The sequence below is a fragment of the uncultured Bacteroides sp. genome, from assembly GCF_947632445.1.
GTDB lineage: Bacteria > Bacteroidota > Bacteroidia > Bacteroidales > Bacteroidaceae > Bacteroides.
Genome location: NZ_CANRPM010000065.1, coordinates 1 through 13998, shown reverse-complemented (window position 1 = coordinate 13998; position 13998 = coordinate 1). Strand labels below are relative to the sequence as shown.

Sequence of the window (13998 nt, the reverse complement as noted above, 5' to 3'; positions counted from 1 at the left end):
GTGTCAAGATGCCGTCGGTTGGAGATATTCTCGGCGATAAATTGACTGCATATGCACCCAACACGACTGGTATTCCCGATGCAAAATCTTGTCGGCAATACTCATCAGTGAGTTCTTCATATTGTTTTTGACTTTAGTGACAAGTTGTATGCCATTAAGGGAAAGGCTTTCAAACAGAGCGTGACCGATATATCCCTTGTCTGCACATAGTTTTCCTTTGATGTTCTCCAGAAACTTACCCTGTTTCAACGGTTCCCGGTCATCCACGTTTCCGGGCGTGAACATGAAATTGAGAATCCCCCCCTTGTCATTGATTATCAGATGCAGCTTGAATCCGAAGAACCATCCCATGGAACATTTTCCACGCTCGGCAAGACCTTCAAATATCTTATGAATCAGAATCCGTTGGTTACGACAGACACGCAAGGGAGTCGAGTCAACGAAACTGATTCCGGTACAGCTCCCCGACAGGACTTTCTTGATGAAAATGGTCAGGGGAAGCAGTACTTCTTTCTTCGGTCCCACGAAACGGTTATAGGAAACCAAACGCGAAAACAGGTGTTTTAGATGTTTGCAGATATACTCCTTGTAATAATGTTTAAAGCAGCGGAAACCACCGGAGTGAAACAGGATAAGAATAACCATCACCTCAGCAACACTCATGCGGTTAGGTTTGTTACGATGTCTAATAGGTTTGTCTTCAATCATATATTTTCCTGTTGCAATGTAAATTCCTTGCAAAATCATCGGCCATACAATAAATCTACGTAACTTTAGACGCTGGAAACATAGTGATAATCGTTTAAATGTGATAACTTGACATCATAAATTTAATGTTTTTATCGCTATGTTCTTATTAACCAATAGATTATATTTATTCTTATATCGAACTCACGGTAATCTAAAACAATGGGCCGGAAACTATCCCAGTCGAGATTTGATCAAGAAAGATATTGAAGCCGGTCACAGCTATGTCTGCCTGGATGAAAAGGGAAATAGCATCGGCACCTTTACCTTCATTCCGGGCAAAGATCCTACCTATGCCTGCATCTACGAAGGACAATGGTTGGACGACGAACGCCCCTATGCCACCATCCACAGACTGGCCAGTACGGAAGACAGTCACGGTGTAGCCGCCGCCTGTATAGAGTGGTGCTACACCCAGATACAGAACCTGCGGGCAGACACTCACCGCGACAACCTCATCCTGCAACACATCCTGCAAAAACACGGTTTCCGTTACTGCGGCATCATCTACCTGATAAACGGCGAAGAACGGTTGGCATACCAGAAGATGAACAGTTAAAGGTTAATAAGTAACGTGAGCACGGCGAACTTTAATCATTTTGGAAAAGTCTGGGAGAGCTCAAAATAAACCTGTTAACGCCAGTAGCAGATTATCAATAAATTTCGTTGACAGAATAGCAGTCGATTGTATATCAGCGCATTTTGTTGACAGGTTTATTTTGTTTGTACCACTGCCCGTGTTTCTTCCGCTTTTTCTCACGGGCAGGTCCTTCCGTCCTGACGAAGTGCTTGCTGACCCTCTGACAAAGTGCTTCGTCACCTCCTCACACAGCACTGCATGAAACCCTCACGAAGCACTGCGTCGTGACTTCAGGAAGTGTTGTGTGGCGGAGTAAGAGAATAGACACGAATACAGCATGGTTACTTGATTTTCATTACCTTTGTTCGAAAAAAGGGGGAACAAAACATTGTTTTGATAAGATTCTTTCCGCAAAGGCAAAGTCAGGCTAACAGGTTTTGCTTCCGCCAATTCTATATATTCTGGGAGATAATAAAATTCATAACCGCAGTCTCCTTCGGTAAGAACTCCTGCCAATACATTCTTATAATAACGTGAGTTCGACGAATTCAAAACAATGCAAGCTGTGTGTCAATAGTTCTCATAACATTGATACATGGCTTCTTTGGAAAGCAGCAATTATGCTGCAATTGCACTCAAGAGGTTGACAATAAAATTATGAAAGGTTCCATGCCTTGAATGTTCCACTTGTGCTATATTTTGAGTTCGTCATTGACGGTTTCGATAATGGCTCGTTTCCTGAGAAGTAGTTTGTCTGAAAGTGACAGCAGTGCTCCTTTCATATTGCTTTTTAACTTGGTTATAAGTTGTATGCCGTCCACGAACAATCTCTCAAAGAGCTTCTTGCCGGTGTATCCCTTATCACCGACAGGCTTCCCATATATAAATTCCACAAAGGCTTTGTATTCAAGAGGCTTACGGTCATCGGCATCACCGGGAGTAATCATGAAATTCAAAAGTTCTCCGCGTTCGTTGCATATGAGATGTAATTTAAACCCGAAAAACCGGCCCATGGAGCATTTACCTCTTTGTGCTATTCCTTGGGACGTCTTATGAATATGGATTCTCAGGTTCTTACATACCCGTAAAGGAGTACTGTCAATGAAGCTGATGCCGATGCATTTACCCAAAAGAATCTTTTTAATGAAAAGTGCCGGCGGGACGGCCACTTCTTTTTCCAATTCTACAAACGGTTATAGGAGACGACTTTTGGAAATAAATGGCGCATATGTCTGCAGATCTTTTCCTGATAGAAATGTTTCAGACAACGGCATCCCGAGTCATGGAAAAGTACCATGATGAGCATGATTTCCGCTTTGGACATGGTGGAATCACGGTGATATTTACGCTTTACAGCAGGTTTAAGCGTGTATTTTGTCATCATGGCTTCAAAAAACTTGCAGAAATCATCTGCCATACAGAATAATTCTATAACTTTGCTTTCGGTAATCATAGCAATTATTGTTTGTAACTCTTTATAAATCAGTGCTATAAAAATGCGACAATTTTCGCTAATCACCAATTTTATAAGCATTTACAATCCGTCGAACTCACGTTAATATATTTTTCTTCATGCTTCTTTGGATGTTGGTTAGTGTTTTCTTTAATTTAACAAAGATAGATAAGTTATTTTTGTCATGAATAGATTTTGCCATAATTAACAAAAGGAACAAACTACAGTTTGGCAAATTGGGTATTAGAAAGAATGTTGTCCTGACTTGCACAATCCGTGGCTAGGAAGTTATGAACCTGCGCTTTATGGTAACCTCAAATCAACTTCTACAATGCCTACACGGTCGTTGTTCAGCAGGATACGCAAGTCGCTGGCCTCCGCTTCCCGAAAATTGTATTTCGAAGTTGGCATGCGTAAAATTCTCTGCGGGGGAAACATACAATTGGAAATAAGTTCGTATCTTTGCACACACGATTTCTATGAACCGTGCATTCAGACTCTGGGGTTGACTGGATTTGACAGCGGGTAGAAATGGTAGGTAAGCATGCAGTGGGTCGGTAATTTCCACTCTAATCTCAGTTATCAAACCATTATCTGGCAACGTAAATTATGCTCTCGCTGCTTAATCGAAGTACAGTAGATTAGCTTTATTTCCGCCAAAGTGGTGGAAACGGGATGTCACTCAAAAGCTCTTGTTCCGAAGCATTTGGCAAAGTGGCACAGCAAAATCGGGAATAGCTCAGGCCTTTCTCCGCGGCCTTTGTGAAGTTTCAGGGGATAAGGTGCAGGTTGGTGGCTCTGGTCTTGCCTGCACTCGAAAACCGAAGGCAGAGATAAGCATGTAGAAAGCTTATGGTTTCCTCGTTTGGACGAGGGTTCGATTCCCTCCAGCTCCACCAAAATCACAAGTGGCGAACCTTTTTGACATGATAGTCGTCAAAAAACTGTTCGCGCTTGCATGGCTGGCGGGCACCTTGAATTTCATTCCCCAGTGTGATAAAATAAATAACAAGTGTTCGATAAATCGAAATTTGTAATGGAGAAACACGATGAATATAAAATGGGATGCGAATAAATATACGGAGGATTTTTCCTTTGTTCACCAATACGGGAATAGTGTTATTGAGTTGATTGACGCCGACAAGGGCAGTTTCGTATTGGATTTGGGTTGCGGTAACGGAACATTGACAAAAGTCTTACAAGATAAAGGCTATTGCGTAAAAGGATTGGACGCATCCGAAGGACTTCTAAGTAATTGCAAAAGAAAAATATCCTACTATTGATTTTATGCAAGGAGACGCTGCCGACTTTACGCTTCCCGAGCCAGTTGATGTTGTATTTTCCAATGCTGTTTTTCATTGGATCAATAAGGACTGGCAAATGAATATGCTTAAGTGTGTTCACGAGGCTCTAAAAAAGGGAGGTCAGTTTGTTTTGTCCCAATTCGACTTTGTGTTGCCGATTAAAAATATGAAGTGATCTCAACTTATATGGGGGTTGCACTTATATGGAAATAAGGCAAGAACGAGCAGACGATTATAATACAGTCTTTCATGTCGTAGCAGAAGCATTTTCTCATGCAGAACATAGCGATGGAAACGAGCAGGAGCTTGTGAAAGCGTTGAGGGACACCCCATCCTTTATTCCGGAGCTCTCCCTTGTGGCATTGGAGGATGGCAAGATCGTGGGCCATATCCTTTTTTCCAAAATCGCCATAGGAGAATATACCGAACTTGCTCTTGCACCCCTTTCTGTTCTTCCGGCATATCAGCGGAGAGGGATCGGGCTGGCGCTGATCCGTGAGGGACACCGTATTGCTAAACAGTTGGGGTATGACTACTCGGTGGTACTGGGTTCCCCGACATATTATCCGCGTGCCGGCTATCTTCCGGCGAGCTTATACGGAATAAACGCGCCATTTGAAGTACGGGATGAATACTTCATGGCATTCAAATTACAGGACAGCGCGCCTCAACTGAAAGACGTGGTCAAATATGACCCAGCCTTTGAAATTGATTGACACTTTTCCGTATATCAGCGAATACTTACTGCTGTCACAACTCCGATACTTCGGGAACACAAATGGGAATTGGGAGTTTGTTTTTGAATTTGGCGGTCACGGGAATAATCAAAAAATACATGGAACTTTGACAAGAGCTTTTGCGGAATATGGTTATTGCTATGAGATGCCGTTTTACTTCCCGACCATCGGAGAGTATGCGGCCTTATTGGAAAAAACAGGGTTTGAAGTTCATTTTGCCGTCCTTTTTGACAGGCTTACCGGGCTTAAAGGTGAAAGAGGATTAGAGGACTGGATCAATATGTTTGATAGAACGCCGTTTTTGATCGTTAAAACGGAGCAGGAGAAAGCAGAAATTGTGGATAAAGCAGTAGAGGCTCTACGGAATGATTTGTTTATAAATGGGAAATGGTATGCCGATTATGTCAGACTCAGAATGAAGGCTGTCCGTTTATAGATTAAATTTCCGTTTATCACGAGTAGCAGTAGCACAGGGCGCGGAGCCGTTAAGGCATCGAATCCGCTTCGCTCGTAGCGTTCTTGACAGCCCCGCACGCCTGCGCTTTATTGAATTCTGGCAGAAGGGCCTTTGAACTTGCAATTATTTAAAGGCCTTTTTGGTGTGCTTTCGCGGCGCAGTCGGGACAAATGCCTTTCAGTACATAGTTGATGCTGCGGAGACTGAAGCTTTCGGGCAGCTTCACCATCGGTGTAGGTATTTGGGTGAAGCAGAAAGTGCGGTTGCATATCTCGCAGTGGAAATGGGTGTGCAGGTCGTTCACTTCGCACGAGCACGACGGGTTGCATACGGCATACTTAAACGAGCCGGTTCCGTCGTCGATGCTATGGATGAGGTGGTGCGACAGGAAGAGGGTGAGGGTGCGGAAGATGCTTGAACGGTCTACCGTGTCGAGCCGTTCTTCCAGGTCGGCCAACGAAACGGATTGTCCTGCCTGCATCATGGCCTTCAGTACGAGCAACCGGATGGCGGTCGGCTGTATGCCGCGTTTAGCCAATAACTTCAGATACATGTTTTCCTCCATATATATTCTTTTTTCATTTTATCAGTTTCTGTATTCGCATAGCGTTTAGTACGGCCAGCAGAGCCACTCCTACGTCGGCAAACACGGCTTCCCATAAAGTGGCCATTCCGACTGCTCCCAGTGCCAGCACCGCTATCTTTACTCCCAGCGCTAGCAGGATGTTCTGCCGGACAATGCGTCGTGTGTGGCGTCCTGCCCATATGGCAGTGAGGATGCGCGAGGGTCGGTCGGTCTGTATTACGACATCGGCCGTCTCGATGGCCGCATCGCTTCCCCATCTTCCCATGGCGATACCTACATTGCTCAGGGCAAGGGCAGGCGCGTCGTTGATGCCGTCGCCGACGAAGGCTATGCGGCTGTCGCCGTTTAGTCGCAGGTTCTCGATGTGTTTCACCTTGTCTTCGGGCAGCAGGTCTCCGTAGGCCTGTCCGATATGTAGCCGTCGTGCAAAGGTAGTAACTATGGACTGTTTGTCGCCCGAAAGTATCTGAATATTTTTGATGTTGAGTTCCTTCAGCCCGTCGATAGCCTGACGGGCATCTTCTTTCAAGGTATCTGCCAGGATGAGGAAGCCGATGTACCGGCCTTCGTCCGTGCATGCCACAATGGTTCCTTCGGCTTCCCGCAGTTCCGGCGGACAGGCGATGCCTTCGCGTTCCAGCAGGCGGATGTTTCCTACCGATATTTTCCGTCCGTCGAGAGTCGCCCGGATGCCGAAGCCTGCCAGCTCTTCGACCTCCAACACGGGCAGCAGACTGATATGTCGGGCTTGGGCATGTCGCATCAGGGCCGCCGCAAGCGGGTGGATGCTTTCCTGTTCGGCCGAGGCGGCGAGCCGGATAAGGTCTTCTTCGCTGATGCCAGGCCGAGGGACGCAGACCTGCACGTCGAACTCGCCGCGCGTCAGGGTGCCGGTCTTGTCAAATACGACGGTATCGATGTGGGCAATGGCATCTAGATAATTCCCTCCCTTGAACAGGATGCCCCGACGCGACGCGGCTCCGATGCCTCCGAAGTAACTTAACGGGATGCCGATCACCAGCGCGCAGGGGCAGGATACGACGAGAAAGACCAGTGCGCGGTAAAGCCAGTCGCCGAACCCGTAGTCGAAGCGGCCGCTGCATAGCGACCAGAGCCAGGGGAGCAGCACGATGAGGACGGCTAGGCCGGTGACGACGGGCGTATAGATGCGGGCGAACCTGCGGATGAACAGTTCGGCGGGGGCTTTCCGCTCCGACGCCTCCTGTACCATGCGAAGGATGCGCGACAGGGCGCTTTCGGCAAAGGGACGTATGACGCGGAGCCGCACGGTGCGTTCGGCTGCTATTAGGCCGGCCGGCACCTCCCCGCCTTTCTCGATGCGTCGGGGCAGGCTTTCACCGGTCAGGGCGGCTGTGTTGAAGGAAGCGTCAGCGTTGCACAAGGTTCCGTCGAGCGGTACCCGTCCGCCCGCCTTGACTTCAATCACCTCGCCCGTCTGTACCTCTTGGGGAGAGATCGATAAGGCCTGTCCGTCGCGGAGGACGACTGCCTTTTCTGGTCGAAGATCAAGCAGGGCGCGGATATTCCGGTGGACCTTGCCTACAGCCCTTTCCTGAAGATGTTCGCCCACGGAGTAGAAGAGCATGACAGCCACCGCTTCGGGATATTCGCCGATAGCAAAGGCGCCGAGAGTGGCGATGAGCATCAGGGTAAATTCATTGAAATACTCTCTTCGGGCCAGTCCTTCCCGTGCCTCTTTCAGTACGGGGAGGGCCACCGGCAGGTAGGCTGCCAAATAGCAGACGGGCGACCGGAATAGGGCACCTGCCGCCAGCAGTAGGCCCGACCCGATTATCCGGCCGTATTCTTTTATGAAATCTTTTTGCCCGTGACGGGCAGCGGTATGCCCGTGGTCGTGCGAACAACATGTACAGCTCATCTTTCTTCTTTTGTTTGATTCGGCAACAAAGATAAGGCCGGACGGATGCAATCCGGTTGCAAACTTGGCGGGTTGCCGGATATTCCCTCCGTTCTGCAAGTCCGTATCCGCCCGACTGCGGGTGGACAGTCGGGGGGGAGCAAGTTTCTTTCGGCGTGCGGGTCACGCTTCGGTGGCGACAGGGCGTCCGGACTCAGCTGAAGTAATATTCGATTTTCTTAATCATCATGTTCAAACAGAAGACTACGACGTGGTCGCCTGGTTGTATCAAGGTGTTTCCGGTGACGACGACGCCTTCACCCTGACGGATAAGGCCTCCGATGGTGACCCCTTTGGGCAGGCCCAGGTCCTTGACCGAGTGGCGGGTAATTCTCGAACCGGCTTTTACCGTAAATTCGGCCACGTCGGCGTTGGCTACGGTAAGACATTTCACGTTGCTCACGTCGGCATCAAGCATCATCTGGTAGATGTGGCTGGCGGCTATCATCTTCTTATTGATGACAGTGCCGATGTCCAAGCTTTCGGCCATGCCGATGTAGTCGATGTTTTCCACCTGGGCGACGGTCTTACGCACACCTAAGCGCTTGGCGGTCAGACAGGCCAGAATGTTCGTTTCGGAGTTGCCCGTCAGTGCCACGAAGGCTTCCGTATTTCCCAGTCCCTCTTCCAGCATCAAGTCCATGTCGCGTCCGTCGCCGTTGATGACCATGATGCGGTTATCTAATATTTCGCCCAGTCGGTTGCATCGGGTCAGGTCGTTTTCGATGATTTTCATCTGCATGTAGTCGGGAATGTATTGTGCGGTTCGCACGGCGATGCGGCTGCCTCCCATGACCATGACGTTGCGCACGTCGGGATAGTCTTCCTTGCCTGCCACCTTGCGTATGTAGGGGATGTAGCGGCGTGTCGTAGTGAAGTAGACGATGTCGTGCAGCCGGATAACGTCGTCGCCCCTCGGGATGAGCGTCTCGTTACCCCGCTTGATGGCCACAATGTGATAGGGAAGGTCGGGGCCTCCCAACTGGTGCAGGGGGATGTCCAGTATCTCGGCTTTTTCGCGCATCCGAGTACCTATCAGTATCAGGGCGCCTCCGCAGAATTCCCACCATTGGCGCACCCAGCTCATGCGGATGGAGGCTACAATTTCCTTGGCGGCCAGCATTTCGGGGTAAATCAGCGAGTGGACGCCCAGTTTCTGGAAGAACTCCTTGTTCTTGGGCAATAGGTATTCGTAGTTGTCGATGCGTGCGACGGTCTTCTGTGCGCCGAGGTTGGCGGCCAGCAGACAGGCGGTGACGTTCCGGCTTTCGTCGGGTGTGACGGCGATGAACAGGTCGGCGTCTTCCACACCGGCCTCCTTCAGCCCGGATACGGACGTAGGTGAGGCGTTGAAGGCCATCAGATCGAAGTTTGTTCCGAAAGCATTGAGGCGTTCTTCGCTTTCGTCCATGAGGATGATGTCCTGCTTCTCGCGCGAGAGCAGCTTGGCCAGATGTGTGCCTACTGCGCCGGCACCGGCGATGATGATTTTCACGTTGCTATCGGGATATTAATGGTTCGTTGTTCGTTGATAATTGACGGCAGATGCCTTCTTCGTCCATTCCACAGAGGTGGTGAAGCTCGGCTACGGTGCCGTGTTCGACGAAGGTGTCGGGCACGCCGATGCGCTTTACGTCGGGCTTGTAGCCATGATCGGCCATGAACTCCAGCACGGCGCTGCCCATTCCTCCGCTGACGGTACCGTCTTCCACCGTGACAATGCGCCGGAAGCGCCGTCCGATTTCGTGGAGCATTTCCTCGTCTAACGGTTTGAGGAAGCGCAGGTCGTAGTGGGCAATGGAGAGGCTCTGCGTCTGTTCGGCCCGTTCGATGGCCCGTGCGGCTGCGTTGCCGATGGGGCCCAGCGTGATGACGGCCATGTCCGTTCCGTTTTTCAGCCGGCGTCCCTTGCCTACGGGCACTTCCTCCAGCGGGCAGCGCCAGTCGTGCAGCACGCCTCTTCCACGTGGATAGCGGATGACGAAAGAACCCTTGCCCGGCAGTTGGGCGGTGTACATCAGGCGTCGCAGTTCATGCTCGTTGAGGGGCGAGGCGATGGTCAGATTGGGGATGGGGCGAAAGTAGGCTAGATCGAACACGCCGTGATGTGTGGGGCCGTCTTCTCCCACCAAGCCGGCCCGATCCAGACAAAGCACGACGGGCAGGCGTAGCAGGGCGATGTCGTGTATCACGTTGTCGTAGGCACGCTGCATGAAGCTCGAGTAGATGTTGCAGAACGGTTGCAGTCCTTCTTTGGCCATGCCGCCCGAGAAGGTAGCTGCATGTCCCTCGGCGATGCCTACGTCGAAAGCACGGTCGGGCATGGCCTCCATGAGTTTGTTCATGGAACATCCGGTAGGCATGGCGGGCGTCACGCCTACGATACGTGGGTTCTGCCGCGCCAGTTCCACGAGTGTCTCGCCGAATACGTCCTGGTAGAGGGGCGGCAGGTGACTGGTATCGGCCAGGATGCGTTCGCCTGTGTCGGGGTTGAACTTGCCGGGAGCATGCCACACGCCCGGATCCTTTTCGGCCGGTTCGAAGCCCTTGCCTTTGATGGTGTGCAGGTGCAGTATCTTAGGGCCTTTCAAATCCTTAATGTCGTGCAGCACACGTGCCAGGTTCTTTACGTCATGTCCGTCAATAGGTCCGAAGTACCGGATGTTCATGCCTTCGAAGATATTCTGCTGTTGGGCGGCTATGGACTTCAGGCTGTTGGCGAAGCGAATAAGGGCTTTGCGCCGCTCTTCGTTGAGAATGCCCATCTTGAAGAGAATGCGCGACATCTTGAAGCGCAACTGGTTGTAGCGGTTGCTCGTAGTGAGGTTGAAGAGGTACTGTTTCATTCCTCCTACGCTTCGGTCGATGGCCATGTCGTTATCATTCAGGATGATAAGCAGGTCGTTCGGCGTGGACGAAACATTGTTCAATCCTTCGAAGGCCAGTCCGCTTCCCATGCTGCCGTCGCCGATGACGGCTGTCACCCTTCGGTCGGTCTCACCCTTCTGCCGGGCAGCTACGCACATGCCCAAGGCTGCCGAAATAGAGTTCGACGCGTGTCCGCAGACAAAGGTGTCGTATTCACTTTCTTCGGGCGAGGGGAAGGGCCTTATTCCCTTGAAGCGGCGATTGGTCGAGAAGGCATCACGACGTCCGGTCAGTATCTTGTGCCCGTAGGCCTGATGCCCCACATCCCACACGATGCGGTCGTATGGCGTATTATAGACGTAATGCAAGGCCACGGTGAGTTCTACCGTACCCAGGCTGGCGGCAAAATGTCCGGGGTTGCGTGACACTTCCTCGATGATGTCCTTTCTGAGCTCCCTGCATACTTCCGGCAGCTGGTCAGGGCGCAGCTTGCGGAGGTCTTCGGGGGTAGCGATGCTGTTCAGCAGGCTGTATGTAGTCAGATTTGTATCCATCTCTTGTCTTTGTTATAGAATGCAAAAGTAACAAAAAGAAATCGGATGCCGGAAATAATTTGCGGAAAAACAATGGATAACGGACGTTTCGTCATTTGGCAAAGTCGTTGGTTTCGATTAATAGAACGAATCTTGTGCCAGCCGGCATTTCCGGTGAGGTGAATTTCTTCATCGGAAAAGGCGTTTTCTTGAAATATAATCTTATCTTTGCGAAAAACTAATTCTTTTTCATTATGAAAACAATCTTACAGCTTGCTCCGCAGAATGTGTGGAAGCATTTTTATTCATTGACCCAAATACCCCGCCCGTCAGGGCATGTCGAGAAAGTAACCGAGTTTCTGGTGAACTTCGGCAAAGAACTCGGACTGGAATCGTTTGTCGATGAGGCCGGCAATGTCATCATTCGTAAGCCGGCTACTCCGGGCATGGAAAATCGCAAGGGGGTCATCCTGCAAGCCCATATGGACATGGTGCCGCAGAAGAACAATGATACGGTACATGATTTTACGAAAGACCCGATTGAGACCTATGTGGATGGCGATTGGGTGAAAGCTAAAGGTACGACGTTGGGTGCCGATAATGGCCTGGGCGTAGCGGCTGCCATGGCGGTGCTCGAAGCCCGGGACTTGAAGCACGGACCTTTGGAAGTGCTTATTACGAAGGATGAAGAGACGGGCATGTATGGGGCTTTTGGCCTTAAGGAAGGCACGCTGAAGGGAGATATCCTGCTCAATCTCGACTCTGAGGATGAGGGCGAACTTTACATCGGCTGTGCAGGTGGCATTGATGTTACTGCTACGCTGGGGTATAAAGAAGAGGCACCTGCCGAAGGCCTTGTGGCTCGCAAGCTGACTTTGAAAGGGCTTCGTGGCGGACATTCCGGTTTGGAAATCAATCAGGGTCGAGGAAACGCCAATAAGTTGCTGGCACGCGTGGTACATGATTTGTTGCTTGAGTTCGATTGCCGGCTGGCTGGCTTCGGGGGTGGCAATATGCGTAATGCCATCCCGCGCGAGGCCCATGCAGTCTTGCTGTTCAATCCTGAAGATATGGATGGACTGAATGAATACATTCAAGAATATGAAGCTCAGCTCAACGATGAGTACACGGCTATCGAAAGCAACATCAGTCTGAAGATAGAGGAAACAGGCGTGCCTGCCGTTGTAGTGCCCGAAGAAATCCAAGACAACATGATCAATGTATTGATGGCTTGTCAGGACGGTGTGATGCGTATGATACCGACCGTTCCCGATACGGTAGAAACTTCTTCCAATCTTGCTATCGTCATCATTGCTGGCGGAAAGGCTGAGGTGCGTATCTTGGCACGCAGCTCGTGCGATACGATGAAGGATTTTCTGGCCGACAGCTTGGCCGCCTGCTTCTCGATGGCTGGTATGAAGGTAGAGTTCGGTGGAGCCTATTCTGGCTGGCAACCGAATGTCAATTCTCCCATCTTACAGGCCATGAAGCTGTCCTATAAGGAACAGTTTGGAGTTGAACCGGCTGTGAAGGTTATCCATGCAGGATTGGAGTGTGGTATTATTGGTGCCACCTATAAGAATCTCGATATGATTTCCTTTGGACCTACGTTGCGTTCTCCTCACTCGCCTGACGAGCGTGCTTATATACCAACGGTAGCGAAGTTCTACGATTTCTTGGTTGCTACGCTGGCTAAGACTCCCGAGAAATAATCTTTTCATATAATATAAGGTATAAGGACCGCATTCCTCTGTGTAGAGGGGTGCGGTTTTTTCTGCCAATCTGTCTGTCTTGCATGACAGGAGATTCATTTTGGCAGAGAATGATATGTATAATCTTGGGAAAAATTGATGCAGGTCAAGAAATATGTTTTATAACATATTTTTCTTCTTCATATCGCTTGCTGTTTCGAATAAAGGCACTAATTTTGTGTTGTAAAACATGAAATCAATGAGATTTCGTAAGTTTTCAATAGGATAACAAAATTGTTTTAGGAGGATAACAAAATGAAAATGTTAAAGAAAATCTTTAAGAATGTCGGAATGGCCGACAAGAACATTTGGGGGTATGTAATGCTCTAAGCATCTACATTCCCCAATTAAAAAAGAGAATTGGAAACCAGTTTCAAGTATTAATAAAGAAAGGGTTTTGATTATGAGAAAATTATTGGTTTATTTGATAGATGCTTTGTCCAGCATGGGCAAAAGCGAAATGCTCTCCATGGGATATGGAAGCGAGAGATAAAGCACATTTAGAAGAAAAACAAATTAATGATAAGCGGAGATGTACGTTGAGTATGTTTCCGCTTTTTTATATATGTAACTTCAGTGTGGGGAGTCTGCCGATTGACATATTAATGCTGATGTATCGGGTCAGCGAATATTTCAGGTTGGTATCCATAATGTATCAGGTATATTGCGTGGCAAGCCTGAACATGAAGAATTTGATATCCCCCACGCCTCTGAACTGTGCCTGGAATGCCTTTACCTTGGCGTTAAATGATTCGGCCGAGGCATTTGTCAGGCGTCTTTCAAAATAACTGATGATGGTTTCATTGTGGTTTTCAAAGGTTTCCAGTACACGTGCAAATTCATTTTCTCCGAAGGTCTCCACATCTTTATACCATCTTGCCAGGTTCAGGCATGCCTGATTCGGAGTGGATTTTTTGTTGAAGAGTTCCGTTGGTTTCATACTTAGTCTGTATGCTTTCTCCAGTCCTGGAAATTGGTTGAAAAGTACTTCTGCCCGGCTCCTTTGCTGTTCGTTCCATTTGGATTCGTGCTTGAGCAGAATA

At 49.3% G+C, this 13998-nt stretch carries 12 protein-coding genes, 1 other RNA gene and 2 pseudogenes; 7 read left to right on the top strand and 8 right to left on the bottom strand.

Annotated features, from left to right (window positions below; translation table 11 throughout):
• Nucleotides 1–81: 81 nt before the first annotated feature.
• Nucleotides 82–754: pseudogene (locus Q0Z70_RS11130) on the bottom strand (IS982 family transposase); the annotation flags it as partial.
• Between the two features lie 93 nt (nt 755–847).
• Between Q0Z70_RS11130 and Q0Z70_RS11125 the strand changes: the two are divergent.
• Nucleotides 848–1306 carry a GNAT family N-acetyltransferase gene (locus Q0Z70_RS11125; protein WP_366807292.1) on the top strand — a complete coding sequence of 153 codons (459 nt, stop codon included), beginning with the start codon at nt 848–850 and terminating at the stop codon, nt 1304–1306.
• A gap of 288 nt (nt 1307–1594) precedes the next feature.
• Here the strand turns inward: Q0Z70_RS11125 and Q0Z70_RS11120 are convergent, their stop codons facing one another.
• Both Q0Z70_RS11120 and Q0Z70_RS11115 read right to left on the bottom strand, forming a co-directional pair.
• On the bottom strand, nt 1595–1879 hold the full coding sequence (locus Q0Z70_RS11120; protein ID WP_366807291.1) for a HipA N-terminal domain-containing protein: 285 nt from the start codon (nt 1877–1879) through the stop codon (nt 1595–1597).
• A pseudogene (locus Q0Z70_RS11115) lies at nt 1876–2780 on the bottom strand (IS982 family transposase). The gene Q0Z70_RS11120 and the pseudogene Q0Z70_RS11115 overlap by 4 nt, the downstream one beginning before the upstream one ends.
• A gap of 501 nt (nt 2781–3281) precedes the next feature.
• Between Q0Z70_RS11115 and ssrA the strand changes: the two are divergent.
• The 5 genes from ssrA (at nt 3282) to Q0Z70_RS11095 (ending at nt 5257) form a co-directional block, all read left to right on the top strand.
• Nucleotides 3282–3679: a transfer-messenger RNA gene (gene ssrA, locus Q0Z70_RS11110) on the top strand.
• A gap of 150 nt (nt 3680–3829) precedes the next feature.
• A complete protein-coding gene (locus Q0Z70_RS11105) occupies nt 3830–4063 on the top strand; it encodes a class I SAM-dependent methyltransferase (RefSeq protein WP_298074527.1) in 234 nt (77 codons plus the stop codon).
• A 4-nt stretch (nt 4064–4067) separates the two neighbouring features.
• The gene (locus Q0Z70_RS13575) at nt 4068–4259 is read left to right on the top strand and encodes a class I SAM-dependent methyltransferase (protein ID WP_366807290.1); all 192 of its coding nucleotides are present in this window, start codon (nt 4068–4070) and stop codon (nt 4257–4259) included.
• Nucleotides 4260–4287: 28 nt separating this feature from the next.
• Nucleotides 4288–4800 (top strand): N-acetyltransferase, encoded by a 513-nt coding sequence (locus tag Q0Z70_RS11100; RefSeq protein ID WP_298074526.1) that lies wholly within the window; start codon nt 4288–4290, stop codon nt 4798–4800.
• Complete coding sequence (locus Q0Z70_RS11095; RefSeq protein ID WP_298074524.1) at nt 4775–5257, top strand: hypothetical protein; 483 nt, start codon at nt 4775–4777, stop codon at nt 5255–5257. Before Q0Z70_RS11100 ends, Q0Z70_RS11095 begins: the two co-directional genes overlap by 26 nt.
• A gap of 148 nt (nt 5258–5405) precedes the next feature.
• On the opposite strand, the gene Q0Z70_RS11090 is transcribed toward Q0Z70_RS11095, so the two are convergent.
• The 4 genes from Q0Z70_RS11090 to dxs all read right to left on the bottom strand — a co-directional run bounded on the left by Q0Z70_RS11090 (nt 5406) and on the right by dxs (nt 11225).
• Entirely contained in the window at nt 5406–5843 is a 438-nt protein-coding gene (locus Q0Z70_RS11090) for a transcriptional repressor (protein ID WP_298074522.1), read from the bottom strand.
• A gap of 13 nt (nt 5844–5856) precedes the next feature.
• Nucleotides 5857–7764, bottom strand: a complete 1908-nt coding sequence (locus Q0Z70_RS11085; RefSeq protein WP_298074520.1) for a heavy metal translocating P-type ATPase — start codon at nt 7762–7764, stop codon at nt 5857–5859.
• 193 nt (nt 7765–7957) lie between these two features.
• The gene (gene trkA / locus Q0Z70_RS11080; protein ID WP_298074518.1) at nt 7958–9298 is read right to left on the bottom strand and encodes a Trk system potassium transporter TrkA; all 1341 of its coding nucleotides are present in this window, start codon (nt 9296–9298) and stop codon (nt 7958–7960) included.
• Between the two features lie 4 nt (nt 9299–9302).
• The gene (gene dxs, locus Q0Z70_RS11075; RefSeq protein ID WP_298074516.1) at nt 9303–11225 is read right to left on the bottom strand and encodes a 1-deoxy-D-xylulose-5-phosphate synthase; all 1923 of its coding nucleotides are present in this window, start codon (nt 11223–11225) and stop codon (nt 9303–9305) included.
• 233 nt (nt 11226–11458) lie between these two features.
• Here dxs and Q0Z70_RS11070 point away from each other — a divergent pair, with 233 nt between their 5' ends.
• Nucleotides 11459–12916, top strand: a complete 1458-nt coding sequence (locus Q0Z70_RS11070) for an aminoacyl-histidine dipeptidase (RefSeq protein WP_298074514.1) — start codon at nt 11459–11461, stop codon at nt 12914–12916.
• Between the two features lie 694 nt (nt 12917–13610).
• Here the strand turns inward: Q0Z70_RS11070 and Q0Z70_RS11065 are convergent.
• On the bottom strand, nt 13611–13998 hold a 388-nt coding region (locus Q0Z70_RS11065), incomplete at its 5' end, for a transposase (RefSeq protein ID WP_298074513.1).

Coding starts and splice junctions, on each gene's coding strand:
- Q0Z70_RS11125 (WP_366807292.1), top strand. CDS start 848: ATGTTCTTATTAACCAATAGATTATATTTATTCTTATATCGAACTCAC.
- Q0Z70_RS11070 (WP_298074514.1), top strand. CDS start 11,459: ATGAAAACAATCTTACAGCTTGCTCCGCAGAATGTGTGGAAGCATTTT.
- dxs (WP_298074516.1), bottom strand. CDS start 11,225: ATGGATACAAATCTGACTACATACAGCCTGCTGAACAGCATCGCTACC.
- Q0Z70_RS11090 (WP_298074522.1), bottom strand. CDS start 5,843: ATGGAGGAAAACATGTATCTGAAGTTATTGGCTAAACGCGGCATACAG.
- Q0Z70_RS11100 (WP_298074526.1), top strand. CDS start 4,288: ATGGAAATAAGGCAAGAACGAGCAGACGATTATAATACAGTCTTTCAT.
- Q0Z70_RS11095 (WP_298074524.1), top strand. CDS start 4,775: ATGACCCAGCCTTTGAAATTGATTGACACTTTTCCGTATATCAGCGAA.
- Q0Z70_RS13575 (WP_366807290.1), top strand. CDS start 4,068: ATGCAAGGAGACGCTGCCGACTTTACGCTTCCCGAGCCAGTTGATGTT.
- Q0Z70_RS11085 (WP_298074520.1), bottom strand. CDS start 7,764: ATGAGCTGTACATGTTGTTCGCACGACCACGGGCATACCGCTGCCCGT.
- Q0Z70_RS11105 (WP_298074527.1), top strand. CDS start 3,830: ATGAATATAAAATGGGATGCGAATAAATATACGGAGGATTTTTCCTTT.